Here is a 15225-nt window from a genome sequence, read left to right as displayed (position 1 = left end):
TCGCTCCAGTCGGAGCTCCAAGCCCAGTCCGATCCGGGCAAGGCGGCCATCTTCGCCGTGCATCAGGAGCTGCTCGAAGATCCCGACCTGATCGAGATCGCCGAGAGCGCCATCGCCAAGGGTAAGAGCGCGGCCTTCGCCTGGCAGCAAGCTTACCGAACGCACGCCGAGCGTCTCGCCGCGCTGCGCAATCCGCTGCTCGCCGGGCGTGCGAACGATCTCGAGGATGTCGGTCGGCGCGTGCTCGCCATCATCACCGGGCAGCCGATCGAGGAGCCCGAGATCCCGCAGGGATCCATCCTGATCGCCGAGGATCTCACACCGTCGGATACGGCCAAGCTCGACCGCACGCGGGTGCTCGGATTCTGCACGGTCGGCGGCGGCGCGACCTCGCATGTGGCCATCATCGCCCGTGCGCTCGACATCCCGGCGGTCGCCGGGATCGAGCCGTGCGCGCTGGATCTGCCGAGCGACAGCCCGGTGATCCTCGACGGCAGTCTGGGACAGTTGAGGCTGAATCCGGACCCGGCCGAGATCGCGCGGATCACCGAGCTGAAGGCGCGCATGGCCGTGAAGCGCGAGGCCGATCTCGCGGCCGCGCATGAGCCGGCCATCACGACGGACGGTCGACGCATCGAGGTGGTCGCCAATATCGGCGGCGAGGCGGATGCGCGCCGCTCGGTCGAGCTGGGCGGCGAGGGCGTCGGCCTGCTGCGCTCCGAGTTCCTCTATCTCGATCGCACCGGCGCGCCGAGCGAGGACGAGCAATATCGCATCTATGCCGACATCGCCGACGCGCTCGAGGGTCGGCCCATGATCATCCGCACACTGGATGTCGGCGGGGACAAGCCGCTGGCGTATCTTCCGCTGCCGCGCGAGGAAAACCCCTTCCTGGGCATCCGCGGCATCCGCATCGGTCTGGTCCGCCCCGAGATCCTGCGCACCCAGGTCCGGGCGATCCTGCGCGCCGCACAAGGGCATCGGCTGCGTGTCATGTTCCCCATGATCGCGACACTCGACGAGATTCGCTCGGTGAAGGGCCTGCTCGAGGAGGAACGCACCAAGACCGGCATCGACGACCCGTTGGAGATCGGCATCATGGTGGAGGTGCCGGCAGCGGCCGTCATGGCGGCGCAGTTCGCCCGCGAGGTCGACTTCTTCTCGATCGGCACCAACGACCTGACCCAGTACACGCTGGCCATGGATCGCGGTCATCCCAAGCTCGCCCCGATGGCGGACGCCATGAACCCGGCAGTGCTGCGGCTCATCGCTCAGACGGTCGAGGGTGCGCACGCAGAGGGCCGGTGGGTCGGTGTCTGCGGCGGTATCGCGAGCGATCCGCAGGCGGTGCCCATCCTGGTCGGGATCGGGGTCGACGAGCTCTCGGTCAGCGTGCCCTCGATCCCCGCGGTGAAGGCAGCGGTCCGCGCGCGCTCGCTGGCGGACTGCCAGGCCATCGCCCGGCTAGCGTTGGCGCAGGACAGCGCAGCCGGCGTACGCTCACTCGTCCCGGTCGAGCTCTGAGCCCGAACCCCGAACCCCGAACCCCGAACCCCGAACCCTCAACACTGAAGACTGAAACGGAGGACAGACCCATGTCGGTCAAAGCGTTCGGGAGCAGCTCCTTCTCGGTCCTGCAGAAGATCGGCAAGGCACTCATGCTGCCGGTCTCGGTGCTGCCGGTCGCGGGTATCCTGCTCGGTGTCGGCAGCTCGATTGCGGGTGCCGAGGGTCTTGCCCCCTGGCTGATCGAGATCGGCCTGATCATGAAGGCGGCCGGCGGCGCGGTCTTCACCATCCTGCCGCTGATCTTCGCGATCGGCGTCGTGCTCGGCTTCACGCGCAACGACGGGGTGGCCGCAATGGCGGCGACCGTCGGCTATTTCGTGATGCTGGCCGCCCTCGGCGTCATCGGCATATTGGTCATCTCGTTGATGTCCCCCACCGAGCCGCTGCAGCTCGGGGCCAATCGGTCGGCGGTCTATATCGAGCATGATGCGGCGCGCGAACGCTTCGTCTGTCTCGACGCCCAAGGCCGAACCCTGAGCAAGATCCGGGTCGACGAGACCACGGACAATCGCGTGACCTGCACCGACACGGCGGGTCAAGCCGCCGAGGTGCCCTTCAGTCTGCGCCCGTCCGACAGCGGCGAGGGTCAGGTTGCCGTCTATGTCGCGGTCGACGGCGACTCGGTGCCCTTCCCGGCCGCCAAGAGCCGTGCCGAGATCAAGACCATCTTCGGGATCGAGTCCATCGACACGGGTGTCTTCGGCGGTATCCTGATCGGTCTGCTCGCGGCCTTCCTGTTCAATCGCTATTACAAGATCGCGTTGCCGGCCTATCTGGGCTTCTTCGCCGGGAAACGCTTCGTCCCCATCGTCGTGTCGTTCGCGGCGATCGGGCTGGCCGCGATCCTCGCCTTGGTCTGGCCGCCGATCGGCGTGGCGATCCGCGATTTCGGGGAGTGGGCGGCCTACGGCAATCCGGCCGCGGCGGTCACCATCTACGGGGTCGTGGAGCGGTTGCTGCTCCCGTTCGGCCTGCACCATATCTGGAACGTGCCCTTCTTCTTCGAGGTCGGGACCTATGTGAATCCGCAGACCGGCGAGGTAGTGCACGGGGTCATCAGCCGCTTCTTCGCCGGCGACTACGAGGCGGGGATCCTCGGCGGCGGCTTCGTCTTCAAGATGTTCGGCTTACCCGCTGCGGCACTCGCCATCTATCACGCCGCCAAACCGGAGAACAAGGCGCGGGTGGCCGGCATCATGGGATCCGCGGCCCTGACGGCCTTCTTGACCGGCATCACCGAGCCGCTGGAGTTCGCCTTCCTCTTCGTCGCGCCCCTGCTCTATGCCGTGCATGCGGTGCTCGTCGGTCTGGCCTATCTGCTGACCTATCTGGCCGGCGCGCGGCTCGGCTATTCCTTCTCGCACGGCTTCATCGACTTCGCGCTCTATTTCGTCCACGACATCCGTCCCTGGGTGGTGCTGATCCTCGGGCCCATCTTTGCCGTCGTCTATTACACGAGCTTCCGTCTGTTGATTCGCTGGTTCGATCTGAAGACGCCCGGCCGCGAGACCGAGACGATGGAGATGGTCGACGTCAAGGAGCAGGTCGCGGGCGAGTTCACACGCGAGCTGGTGCTGGCCTTCGGCGGCAAGCGCAACATCCTCGGACTGGACGCCTGCATCACCCGACTGCGCGTGGAGATCGCCGACATGGACAAGGCCAACCCGGACAAGCTCAAGGCGCTCGGCGCCGCCGGGGTGGTGGTTGTCGGCAACAATATGCAGGCGATCTTCGGGCCGCGCTCGGAGAATCTCATGACCGACATGTCCGAGTATCTCGAGGTCGCCGGCGCGGAGGCCGAGCTGCCCGAAGGTGCCGCGGCGCCGAAGGTGCACTACAAGGCCGACGACCTGCGCCCGCGCCACCGCGATCCGCAGGCGCCGCAACGGGCGCGCGACATCCTCGCCGGACTCGGCGGGGCCGCAAACGTCACGCTGGCGGAGGCCTGTGCCGAGACACGGGTCCGGGTCACGCTCGCCGACACCGCGAAGATCGACGAGCGTGCACTCGACGCGGCCGGGGTCCAAGGCGTCATGCCGATCGGGGGAGGCGTGCTGCACCTGCTGCTCGGGCTGAACGCCGATCAGTATGCCTCGGAGATGCGGGCGGTTTTGGCGATCTGAGCGCCGGAGGGCAGGCGTCGGCCTTATGCCTCCGGATCCACCCCCATGGCCCGGAGGCGCTCGGCCAATCGTTCGGCACGCAGGCGCTCCTGCTCGGCCCGTTGGCCTTCTTGATCCGCACGCCGGGTCTCTTGTTCAGCGCGCTCGTGCTCCAGGTCACGCTGTTCGGCCACCGTCGGGAGCCAGCTCCCCTCGGCGTCGAAACAGCGTAGCCAGCATCCCTCGCAGCCGGCAAAAAGTCCCTCCCACAGCCCGAGACCGATACCGGCCTCGGGCAGCCACAGCCGATCCTCCTGCAGGACGATCGGTCGGTACCGCGAGGACACCCGCCCGAAGGCTTGAAGCTCGCCCGTGTGCCGACTGAAGACGACATAATAGGGGATCTTGAGGATGCGCTCGTAGACCACCCACTTACCGGGGGTCTTGTCCAGATCCCAGAGGCGGCGGCCGAGATCCTCGTCCTCGGTCCCCGGCGACAACAGCTCCACGACCACATAGGGCGCGATCTCTTCCTGCCACACCACATAGCTGAAGCGCAGATCCTGCACGCGAAGCGCCCGCGTGCTTCCGAGCACGGCGAACCAGTCCGGGCGCTTGTGCCACAGGGGATTGCGCGGATCGTAGTAGAGGTTGATGTCCGTGCCGATGAAGACCTGATCCGGATCGCAGGCGGCCGGCCTAAAGGTCTCGCGCAGCAGTTGAGGTTGGTAGACGTGAAATTCGTCCGGCAAACCGGGCTCCTCCGGGTCTTCGCTCGGCAAATCGAATTGCGTGGGCAATTGCTCCTTCGGCGGTAGCCCGTCCATCCGAAACAGGGTCCCCTCGATGGGGTGTGCAATAGCCATTGCGGGTCTCCAAGCACGGGAATACGTTTGAACTATAAGACTAAAGCGACGGCGGACGCTATGCTTGGGTTTTGCTCGAATCGGAGATGCGGGCGATTCCGGCGGGTCGAGAACTGAACCGACTTATTTTCGTGCTAGAGTGCAATAGTGCAATAGTGCAATAGTGCAATAGTGCATGAGGAATTCACCATGCGGACATCGGCGACTCAAGCGAGCCTCAAGCTCATCGGCGCGAATGGACAGATCTCTCTCGGCAAACAGTTTGCCGGGAGACAAGTGCTTGTGGAAGAGCAAGAACCCGGCGTTTGGCTGGTACGGACCGTCACGGTGATCCCGGACAACGAACGTTGGGCACACCGACCGCAGGCATCCGCCGACATCGAAAACGCGCTTGTATGGGCAGAGGCGAATGCACCCGACGACACCAACGTGGATGCGGTGTTGAGCGAGATCCGAGGCGATGGCTGAACGCGGGGCCAATGTTCGGCTTGACCTCAATAATCCCGTTTTCCTCGACAACCTGTTGAGCTTGCAAAAGCCCGAGCGATTGGCGGTGCTCGATACACTGGACAAGATCCGCAAGCTGACCTGGGAACAGGTCTACCGTGACGCCGGCCTAAAGTGGGAAAAAATCGTGAGCGTCCGTCCACCATCCGGCGTGCCTGCCATTTATTCGCTCAGAGTGACTCGGTCGCGTCGAGCCACGGCCTACCGTGATGGCGAGTTCATGCGTCTGTTGACGATCGCACCGGACCACGACCGAACCTACGGAAAGAAATGACGTCCGTCCATCAGCGGCGAGGTCCCGCACAGGCGACGGCGTTGGGGTCTCGGCCGATGCCTGTGCTGTAACCACGCGCCGGAACGAGTGCGTCGTAGTCGGATTCAAAACCGGCATGAAGCAGGGCCTCGCGCAACGGTGATTCGAGCGCCGGGAGGCCGTCGATCTGTTGGATGGCAAGGCGTTTGCGCCCGCGCTGCGGGATGCGATGCAGGGCGGCGAGCGCGAGCGCCAACTCCCCGCCGTCTTCGCTGATCGAGCCGGGAAACCGCGTCAATTGGCGCCCGGCCGAGCCGAGATAGAGCACCGGCTTGCCTGCGACCAGGAGCACATCACTGCCGCTGATGCGTTTGGGCACCGGACCGCCGCCCGGCTCCGGCCAGGGCAGGAGCGCGCCGTAGGGATTGGCCGGGTCGATCGCGGCGAGGATCCGGACCGCGTCCGCGCCGAAACCTTCGATCGGGGTCTCCTCGATCCGGGCGCTGCGCAGCCGATCGATCGCGCCGTTCAGGGCGAACTGGGCGCCGGAGAGCCCTTCGACGAAATAGCCTCGGCGGACCTGTCCGCCCTCCTCCATCTCTTTGAAGACCCGATAGAGCGGACCGAAGCCTCCCGGGATGCCCTCGGCCTGCACCGCCTCGCGACTGACCACGCCGTAGCGTTCGAGCAGGATGCGGGCGCGGGCGAGCAGGCGCTCGGTGTCGCTTGCATCGATGCGCAGATCGGCCACGCGCGACCAGCGCCCGCCGGCCAGTGCGGTGCCGCGGCCGCGCCTCGGTGCGCGCGTCCCGCCGAGGGCGCGCAGGGGCGCGAAGGTATCGTTGGTGATCTCGCCGGCCCAGACCAGATCCCAGAGCGCGGACTCGAAGGCTTCCCTGTCGAGCTTCAGCCCGGCCCGCTCGAGGGCCTGCATCAGCTCCATGAGGAAGGAGGCCCCGCGGGTGCACAGGTGGTCGAGCAGGATCCGGCGGACGTCGGAGTCGTCCGTGGAGGTGTCGCGCGTTGCCGCATCCGCGACCGGCGCCGAGGATGCATCGGAGGACGCGCTTGGCTGATCCGGCCGACTCGGCTCTTCGTCGGAGACACCCAGTTCGGGACTCCCCCGCCGATAGAGCGCGATCCGCCCGTCCTTCGGGCCTGCCGCTCCACGTCCGACCCAGACGATCTGTCCTGTGGCCGCGAGCATATCCAGATCCTCCGAGCGGTAGCCCGGCACCCGGGCCGGCAGGAGCACGCGATCGAGCTGGGACCAACTCACCGTCAGTCCTTCCAGTTGAAGCAGCACCTCCATCAGCCGATCCGGCCCATTGATGTCCTCGCCGATCCCGTGCCAGGCGGGCAAGAATCGGCCGAGGGTGGATGCATCGACCGGGGCGACGGCATCGCGCGCCTTCGCCAGGGTGCGACGGCGCAGGCGGCGCAGGACCTCGGGGTCGCACCATTCGGGCTCGCTGCCGAGCGGTCGGATCTCGCCGCGGACCAGCTCGCCGCGCGTCTCCAGAAGGCGCAGAACGGGTTCAAGCTGGGTCGCCCTCAGACCGTACCGCGCGGCGGGGTCGCGCGTCGCGAATGGGCCGTGCGTTCGGGCATAGCGGTGCAGCAGATGCTCCAGCGGCGCATCCGCGGACACCAGAAAGGCGTCGGGCAGGCCGGGCGGCGGGACCAGACCCAAGGCGTCGCGATAGACACCGGCATCCTCGGCCGCGATCCAGCGAGGTCCGTCCGTGAATCGCAGCGCAACCGCCCGACGCTGCTCGACCAAGGTCGCGAGCCAGGGGGTGGGATCGCCCTCGGAGCGCTCCTCCAGCTCCGAGGAGGAAAGATCGCCGAGCCGTCGCAGCAGGTCATGCAGCTCGTCGGCATCGCGCGCCTTGCGCCCCTCGGCGGTGTGTTGGAGCTCGCGCTCCAGATCATCCAGCACCGCCGGATCGATCAGCTCGCGCAGCTCCGCCTGACCCAGCAGCTCCGCCAAGAGACCGCGATCCAACGTGAGCGCCTGGGCGCGGCGCTCGGCCAGCGGGGCGTCCTGCTCGTAGATGTAGGCGGCCACATAGGCGAAGACCAGCGAGCGCGCGAACGGCGACGCGCTGCGGGTCTCGACCTCGTGGACGCGGATCGAGCGGTTGCGGATGCCGGTCAAGACATCTTTCAGACCGGCGAGATCGAAGACATCGCCGAGCGCCTGTCGATAGGTCTCGAGCACGATCGGAAAGGCCGGATAACGACGGACCACAGCGAGCAGGTTCTGCGCCTTGAGCCGCTGCGCCCAGAGCGGCTGTCGGCCCTTGGCCGAGCGACGCGGCAGGAGCAGCGCGCGGGCGGCATTCTCGCGAAAGAGCGACGCGAAAAGGGCGGTGTCGGCAAGCTGCTCGGTGACACGCTCGTCCAGCTCCTCGGGTGCGGGCAGCAGGTCGGTCAGCTCCGGCAGCGCCTCGCCGTCGGCGAAGCGCAGAACGATGCCGTCGTCGGTATACATGACCTGGATCTCGAAGCCCTCGCGACGCCCCAGATGCCATTGCAGGGCCATGGCCCAAGGGGCATGGATGCGGGCGCCGAACGGGGTGAGGATACAGATGCGCCAGTCGCCCAGCTCGTCGCGAAAACGCTCGATGAGGATGGTGCGGTCGCTCGGCACCTGGCCGGTCGCGGTGCGCTGATCCTGGATGTAGGCGGCCAGGTTCGACGCCGCGAGTGCGTCCAGCGGGGTCTGCTCCCGAATCCAGTCGGCGGCACGCTCCGCCGGGATAGCCGCGGCCTGTCGTGTGAAGGCGCCGACCGCCCGACCCAGATCCACCGGCCGCCCCGGTCCGTCGCCGCGCCAGAAGGGCAGCTTGCCGGGCTCGCCGGGTGCCGGCGAGACCAGCACCCGATCGCGCGTGATCGCCTCTACACGCCAGGTCGAGGCGCCGAGCAGAATGCAGTCGCCCGCCTTGGTCTCGAAGACCATCTCCTCGTCCAGCTCGCCGATGCGCGGCCCTTCCTCGCCGAGATGCACCGCATAGTTGCCACGGTCCGGGATGGTGCCGGCGTTCAGGCGGGTGATCATGGCCGTACCCCTACGCACGCCGAGCGTATCCGCGGCGCGATCCCACACCAGAAGTGGCTTGAGGTCGGCGAAATCGCTCGACGGATAGCGGCCCGAGAGCATATCCAGCACCGCCTCCAGAGCGGGGCGCGACAGCTCGCGGTAGGGACCGGCGCGAGTGACCAGACGATGGATGTCGGCAACCGCACGCTCGGTCTCGACACAGTGGGCCGCGATCTGCTGGGCCAGCACGTCGAGTGCGTTGCGAGGCATCCGGAAGGGCTCCAGCTCGCCGGCGAGCATCCGCGCCCCGATCACGGCGCATTCCAGCAGATCGCCGCGAAACTTCGGAAAGATGCGCCCGGTACTGACCTGCCCGACCCCGTGCCCCGCGCGCCCGACCCGCTGCAGCCCGCGCGCCACCGAGCCGGGCGACTCGACCAGCAGCACTTGGTCCACGCCGCCCATGTCGATGCCCATCTCCAGCGAGCTGGTGGCGACGATGGCCTTGAGATCGCCGCGCTTGAGCCCCTCCTCGATTTGGGTGCGCTGCTCGAGACTGACGCTGCCGTGGTGGGCGCGCACCAGCTCGGGTCTGTCCTGCTTGGCCAAAACGTCCGGATCCAGGTCGACCTCCGCCAGCTCGTTCAAGCGCTGGCAGAGCCGCTCGCAGAGCCCGCGGCTGTTGACGAAGACGATGGTGGAGCGATGCGCGCGGATCTCGGCGAGGATGGCCGGATGGATGGCCGACCACAGGCCCTTCTCGGCCGGCGCGCGGGGCGTCGCTTGGCGATAGAGCTCGCCGAGGATGGAGCCGCCTTCGGGCCGGGGCGCGACGGCCTCGGGCGGGCGCTCCATGTCGTGCACCGGGACCTGAACGCGCAGATCGAGATTCGGCGGTGCGGCGGCATCGACGATCTCGACCGGTCGGTCGCCTCCGAGATAAAGCGCCGCCTCGGCCAGCGGTCGGACGGTGGCCGAGAGCCCGATGCGTTGCGGATCGCCCGCGCAGCGCTCGGACAGGCGCTCCAGGGAGAGGGCGAGATGCGCACCCCGCTTGGTCGGCGCGAGCGCGTGCACCTCGTCGATGATGAGTGTGTGCACCGCTGCGAGGTTGGCCGCCGCCTTGGAGCCGAGCAACAGGTAGAGCGACTCGGGCGTGGTCACCAAGATCTCGGGCGGATCCTTGAGCTGCTGCTGCCGCTCCTTCGCCGGGGTGTCGCCGGTGCGGATGCCGACCCGCGGCAGGCGCACCGGCACGCCCATCGCCTCGGCGGCACGCGCGATCCCGGCGAGCGGAGCGCGCAGGTTGCGCTCGATGTCGTAGACCAGGGCTTTGAGCGGCGAGACATAGAGCACCTGGATACCGGCAGGCGCGACCTCGGTGTCGGCGATCGGCGCGCCCTGCATGAGCCGATCGATCGCCCAGAGGAAGGCCGCCAGGGTCTTGCCGCTGCCGGTCGGGGCGGTAATCAGCGCGTGCCGACCCGAGGCAATCACCGCCCAGCCGCGGGTCTGGACCTCGGTCGGTGCGTCGAAGTTTTGCGCAAACCAGCGACGGGTGGCGGGGCTGAAGGCGTTCATGGGAGGCAGATGGGGGAGACGGGCCCGGTCTTCGAGTCGTCGACCATGTCCGGACCAAGGTCAGTCGCAATGCCCGACCGACAGCAGCTGCATCCTCGTCGGGTCGGTCGCGGCTGCCGGATGTCCCGGGTTGAACTCAGATCCGGAGCCCTGTAGGGTAAAAAAGCTGTCGTCGGCGTTCGGGTCTTCACCTGGATGATCCGGCGCGATTCATCGTCCCCATGCCCGCCGGATTCTCAGGCTTCGCCCTGCCGGTCGATCGGGACACGCGGCGTCTCATGCCGCAAATCAAGTTGCGAGGCCGATCCTTGGCTTCGCACATCAAACTTCCGTCAGGACCATCAGGGCCATGCCCGCAGAACAATCCGTCAAGATCGCCGTGCGCGGTCTCACCAAGGTCTTCGGCGACGAGCCGAAGGACGCCCTGGCCCTTTTGCGCCAAGGCGAAACCAAACAGGCCATCTTCGAGAAGACGGGTCTGGCCGTCGGCGTGGCCGATGCCGACTTCGATGTCCTCGAAGGCGAGATCCTGGTCGTCATGGGCCTGTCGGGGAGCGGGAAGTCGAGCCTCATCCGTTGCCTGAACCGCCTCAACGAGCCGACCGCCGGACAGATCCTGCTCGACGGCCGAGACATCGTCCCGCTGCGGCACCGAGACCTCCTTGAGGTGCGTCGGAGCAAGTTCGGCATGGTCTTCCAGCATTTCGCACTCTTCCCGCATCGCAGCATCCGCGAGAACGTCGAGTTCGGTCTGGAGATCCAAGGCTGTGCCGTCGAGGAGCGCGCCGAGAAGGCGTTGAACGCCTTGAAGCAGGTCGGCTTGGAAGGTTGGGAGGATGCCTCTCCCTCGCAACTCTCCGGCGGCATGCAGCAGCGTGTCGGCTTGGCCCGCGCCTTGGCGGTCGACCCGGACGTCCTGTTGATGGACGAGGCATTCTCCGCCCTCGATCCCTTGATTCGCCGCGACATGCAGCAGGAGCTCGTCGCACTGCAGAGCCGGGTGCGCAAGACCATCGTCTTCATCACGCATGACCTGGACGAGGCGCTGTTTCTCGGCAACCGGATCGTCCTGATGAAAGATGCCCGGATCGAGCAGGTCGGCACCGCCGAAGAGATCCTCTCCAACCCCGCCACGCCGTACGTGGAACGGTTCGTCGCGGAGGTCGACAAGACCAAGGTGCTGACCGCGAGCGCCGTCATGCGACGCGCGCGCAGCGTCGCCTTCGTCAACGACGGCCCGCGCACCGTCTTGCGCAAGATGGAAGACGAGGACCTTAGTTTCCTCTGCGTCGTCGAAACGGACTTCCGGTTGCGCGGTATCGTCCGAGACGATGCCGCTCTGGAGGCGGCCAAGCGCGGGGAGAAGTCGATCGGCTCGATCATGGAGCCGGGCGTTCAGCCGGTCGGACCGGACACCCCGGTGCGGGACCTGTTCGGTCTGCTGGCGGAGACGACCATGCCCGCCCCCGTCGTCGACGAGGCAGGGCGCCTGCTCGGTGTCGTCGTACGGGCGTCTCTGCTGCAGGGTTTGGCTGAATCCGTCGGCAGCAACGGCAACGAAAGCGCATCCGAGATCGCGGAGGCGGCAGCATGATCGAAATCCCGCGACTTCCCCTGGCGGAATGGATCGACGACGGGCTGGATGTCCTGACCGGACAGTTCGCCGGCGCCACCAAGGTCGTCTCCGACCTGATGGAGACCGGAATCGAGGGCACCGTGGATGCACTCATGTGGCTCCCGCCGGGTGTCACGATTGTTCTGGCGGGTCTGCTCGTGTGGCGCCTGACCGGAATCCGCACCGCGCTCTTCGCGTTGGCTGGCTTGGCGCTGCTGTGGAACCTCGGACTCTGGGAGGCGACCCTGCAGACCCTGGTGATGGTCCTGATCGCGACCCTGATCGCCGTGTCCGTCGGCGGACCGCTCGGCATCCTCGCCGCCCTCTCGCCGAGCGCCTACCGGATCATCTTCCCGGTCTTGGACTTCATGCAGACCATGCCGGCCTTCGTCTATCTCATCCCGGCGATCCCCTTCTTCGGTCTCGGACCGGTCGCGGCGATCTTCTCGACCGTGATCTTCGCGATGCCGCCGGCCATTCGGCTCACGACACTCGGGATCCGGCAGGTTCCGGCCGATCTGGTCGAGGCGGCCGATGCCTTCGGGGCCACCCGGCGTCAGAAACTCTGGAAGGTCCAGCTCCCCTTGGCCGTCCCGACCATCATGGCCGGGATCAACCAGACCATCATGCTCGCCCTCTCGATGGTGGTCATTGCGGCCATGATCGGCGCCCAAGGTTTGGGCGGGGAGGTCTGGCGGGCCATCCAACGCAACGAGGCCGGCATGGGATTCGAGGCCGGGATCGCCGTGGTCATTCTGGCCATGCTCCTGGATCGAATCACCCAGGGGATCGGGAGACGCGGCAAGGATCAGCCGAGCACCTGAACCCAACACCCATCAAGTAAAGGTAAGACATCATGATCAACCGGTACGCAGTGGCCGCGCTTGCGGCGATGGCCGCCCTCGGGACCTCGGCGCTCGCCGCGGACAAAGGCGAGGTCGAGTTGGCCTATGTCGAGTGGTCGAGCGAGGTGGCCAGCACCAACCTCGTGAAGGCCGTGCTCGAAGACATGGGATACGACGTGAAGATCACCCCGGTCTCCGCCGCGGCCATGTGGCAGGCCGTGGGCAGCGGCGATGTCGACGGTCTCGTCGCCGCCTGGCTGCCGACCACCCATAACCACTACCTCGAGCAGGTCTCGGACAAGGTCGTGGACCTCGGTCCCAACCTCGTCGGAACGCGGATCGGATTGGTCGTGCCGGCCTATGTCGAGATCGACTCGATCGAGGATCTCAACGGTGCCGCCAAGCGTTTCGACGGCAAGATCATCGGGATCGATCCGGGCGCCGGTCTGATGAGCAAGACCGAGCAGGTCCTCGAGGACTACGGGATCACCGAGTTGAAACTCGTCGAAGGCACCGGCCCCATCATGACCGCCGTGCTTGGTGACGCCATCGACAAGAACGAGTGGGTCGTGGTGACCGGCTGGACGCCCCATTGGAAGTTCGCGCAATACGATCTGAAGTATCTCGACGACCCGAAAGGCGTCTATGGCGGCGAAGAGGAGATCCACACCATCGTCCGCGCCGGTTTGAAGGAGGATATGCCGGAGGTCTACGCGGTCCTGGACAACTTCGGCTGGACGCCGGATCAGATGGCCGAGCTGATGGTCATGAATCAAGAGCGGCGCGCCGACCCGTTGAAGAACGCGAAGCTCTGGATCGCGGAGCATCCGGACGTCGTCGCATCCTGGATGCCCGACGCCGAGAGCGAGTGAGCGAGGTAGCGCGATGAGAAGGAACGAACTGTATACGCGCGCCGGGACCGCTCGGCATCGGGCGATCGGGACGCTGCTGCTCGGGATGCTGTGTGCACTCCCGACGGCGGCCTCGGCCGATGTCGATGCGCTCGAGCAGCGTGTCGCGGAGCTCACACGCCAGCTCGAGGAGGCTCGGCGCACACTCGCCGCAGCGAAGGGCGAACCCATCGGCACGGGCGCGCTCGATGCCGGAGCAGACGACGCGGCGGTTGTCTCGCAGAAGATGATTGCCCCGGGCGTCGTCGCCGAGACCGATGAGGCAGTGGACGAATCCGCCCCGGAAAGCACGGTGCTCAAGATCGGACCCGTGACCGTCGGCGGCGCCATGCGGGTCAACTATGTCCTGGGCAGCTACAAGGTGCAAGAGGCCGTCGCCGGGCCGAACCGCGGCGGCAACGGCGGCAATATCGAGCTGGACACCTTTCGGATCAATCTCGCGCTCGACTACGAGAACATCATCGGGCGGCTCGAGTACCGCTGGTATGCGGCGGGGACCGGCAAAAGCTACAACTTCCTCCATACCGGCTGGCTCGGCTATCGGTTTGCGGACGACAGCGAGGTTCAGGTCGGTGTCAATCGCGTGCCGTTCGGCCCCGGCCCCTACGGCGTCTCTCAAAGCTGGTTCTTCGATCAGCACTATTATGTCGGCCTGGCCGACGATATGGATCTCGGCATCAAATACAGCACCGCCATCGATCACTGGAAACTGGACGTGGCTTACTATCCGTCGAGCGAGGGCAGCTATTTCGGTCGCAGCCTCAACAGCACCCGCTACAGCTACGACGCGGTACGTTGGGAGGAATCGGTCGATGCCGACGGCAATGTGTCCTACGGCGGTGAGCACAACGGCTACGACGAGCGCAATCAGCTCAATCTGCGAGCCATCTACAGCTTCGCCGACACTGCGATCCCGACCGATCTCGGCGTCTCGCTCCAATACGGTCAACTCAAGGGGCAGCGGACCGACGACGGCAGCCATTGGGCGGCCTCGGCACACATGGTCAACCGGATGGGGCCGCTCACGGTCGCTTCGCAACTGACCCGCTACGAATTCGATATCGACGGCGACAATCCCTGGGGCACGGATCAACTGATCCCGATGGGGGCCTACGACTTTGCTTGGCCGGCCGCGACCAAGGCATGGATTCCGGCGGTCTCCGTCAGCTACCTGGTGGAAACGCCGCAGATCTCCTGGCTCGACTCGGTGCTGCCCTATATCGAATACAGCAGCATCGTGAAGGACGAGGACGCCTTCAACGACAGCCAGATGTGGATAGCCGGTGCTGCATGGGCCAGCGGCGGCTGGTACATCTACAGCGATCTCGCCTACTCCAACGGCAATTACTTCGTCGGGAACGAGGCCAGCGGCGACGGCATGGATGATTACGGACGAATCGACGGCGTCGGGGATTTCGGCGTGAACGGCAACGACAAATGGAACTATCGCTTCAACATCAATCTCGGGTACTACTTCTAAACCGCGTACGGCGCGACCTTTGACTTTCGAACCCATGTCGAAGACGTCGGTCCGTCGGGTCGTGCCGATCACGCATTCATTGGTTTATCGCCCGACTCGGGCGACTCCGCTCACGCAGCGGTGAGGCGCTTGGTCAGATCCGAGGGCGTCTTCAGCCACCAACATCACTCCCGCTCCGGGAGACAGGAGGTGACATGAAGCTCGAACGCACCAAGCAAGACTACGGGACCAATCCGCTGAAGGTCCGCGACACCAATCATTACCAAGCCGAATACATCCAATCGTTCGTGGAGAAATGGGACGAGCTGATCGATTGGGACGGACGCGCTCAGAGCGAAGGCGACTTCTTCATCCGACTCCTCGAAGAGCACGGCGCGCGCAAGGTGCTCGATGTCGCCACGGGCACCGGCTTTCATTCGGTGCAGCTGCTGCGAGCCGGGTTCGAGG

At 66.2% G+C, this 15225-nt stretch carries 10 protein-coding genes and 1 pseudogene; 9 read left to right on the top strand and 2 right to left on the bottom strand.

What is annotated here, in order from left to right; all coding sequences use genetic code 11:
- On the top strand, positions 1–1524 hold a 1524-nt coding region (ptsP, locus tag VLR48_RS14885; RefSeq protein ID WP_325292546.1), incomplete at its 5' end, for a phosphoenolpyruvate--protein phosphotransferase.
- Positions 1525–1595: 71 nt separating this feature from the next.
- Positions 1596–3692 (top strand): PTS transporter subunit EIIC, encoded by a 2097-nt coding sequence (locus VLR48_RS14880; protein ID WP_325292545.1) that lies wholly within the window; start codon positions 1596–1598, stop codon positions 3690–3692.
- A 23-nt stretch (positions 3693–3715) separates the two neighbouring features.
- On the opposite strand, the gene VLR48_RS14875 is transcribed toward VLR48_RS14880, so the two are convergent.
- Positions 3716–4537 (bottom strand): Uma2 family endonuclease, encoded by an 822-nt coding sequence (locus VLR48_RS14875; protein WP_325292544.1) that lies wholly within the window; start codon positions 4535–4537, stop codon positions 3716–3718.
- Between the two features lie 282 nt (positions 4538–4819).
- On the opposite strand from VLR48_RS14875, the gene VLR48_RS14870 reads away from it, so the two are divergent.
- Both VLR48_RS14870 and VLR48_RS14865 read left to right on the top strand, forming a co-directional pair.
- Positions 4820–5005, top strand: coding sequence for a hypothetical protein (locus tag VLR48_RS14870; protein WP_325292543.1), 186 nt, complete (start codon positions 4820–4822; stop codon positions 5003–5005).
- Entirely contained in the window at positions 4998–5318 is a 321-nt protein-coding gene (locus VLR48_RS14865; RefSeq protein WP_325292542.1) for a hypothetical protein, read from the top strand. Before VLR48_RS14870 ends, VLR48_RS14865 begins: the two co-directional genes overlap by 8 nt.
- A gap of 10 nt (positions 5319–5328) precedes the next feature.
- On the opposite strand, the gene VLR48_RS14860 is transcribed toward VLR48_RS14865, so the two are convergent.
- Positions 5329–9927: a DNA glycosylase AlkZ-like family protein gene (locus VLR48_RS14860; protein WP_325292541.1), complete on the bottom strand. Its 4599-nt coding sequence runs from the start codon at positions 9925–9927 to the stop codon at positions 5329–5331.
- 349 nt (positions 9928–10276) lie between these two features.
- Between VLR48_RS14860 and VLR48_RS14855 the strand changes: the two genes are divergently transcribed.
- From VLR48_RS14855 to VLR48_RS14835, 5 genes and pseudogenes are all read left to right on the top strand, one after another.
- Positions 10277–11521 carry a glycine betaine/L-proline ABC transporter ATP-binding protein gene (locus VLR48_RS14855; protein ID WP_325292540.1) on the top strand — a complete coding sequence of 415 codons (1245 nt, stop codon included), beginning with the start codon at positions 10277–10279 and terminating at the stop codon, positions 11519–11521.
- Entirely contained in the window at positions 11518–12366 is an 849-nt protein-coding gene (locus tag VLR48_RS14850) for an ABC transporter permease (RefSeq protein ID WP_007194024.1), read from the top strand. The genes VLR48_RS14855 and VLR48_RS14850 overlap by 4 nt, the downstream gene beginning before the upstream one ends.
- A 32-nt stretch (positions 12367–12398) precedes the next feature.
- On the top strand, positions 12399–13259 hold the full coding sequence (locus VLR48_RS14845) for a glycine betaine ABC transporter substrate-binding protein (RefSeq protein WP_325292539.1): 861 nt from the start codon (positions 12399–12401) through the stop codon (positions 13257–13259).
- 13 nt (positions 13260–13272) lie between these two features.
- Positions 13273–14778, top strand: coding sequence for a hypothetical protein (locus VLR48_RS14840; protein WP_325292538.1), 1506 nt, complete (start codon positions 13273–13275; stop codon positions 14776–14778).
- 194 nt (positions 14779–14972) lie between these two features.
- A pseudogene (locus VLR48_RS14835) lies at positions 14973–15225 on the top strand (class I SAM-dependent methyltransferase); the annotation flags it as partial.

Source organism: Thiocapsa sp. (assembly GCF_035467215.1).
In the GTDB taxonomy this organism is placed as follows: Bacteria; Pseudomonadota; Gammaproteobacteria; order Chromatiales; family Chromatiaceae; genus Thiocapsa.
Note: the sequence above shows the minus strand (reverse complement) of the source record. Positions and strands in the feature narration are given on the sequence as shown.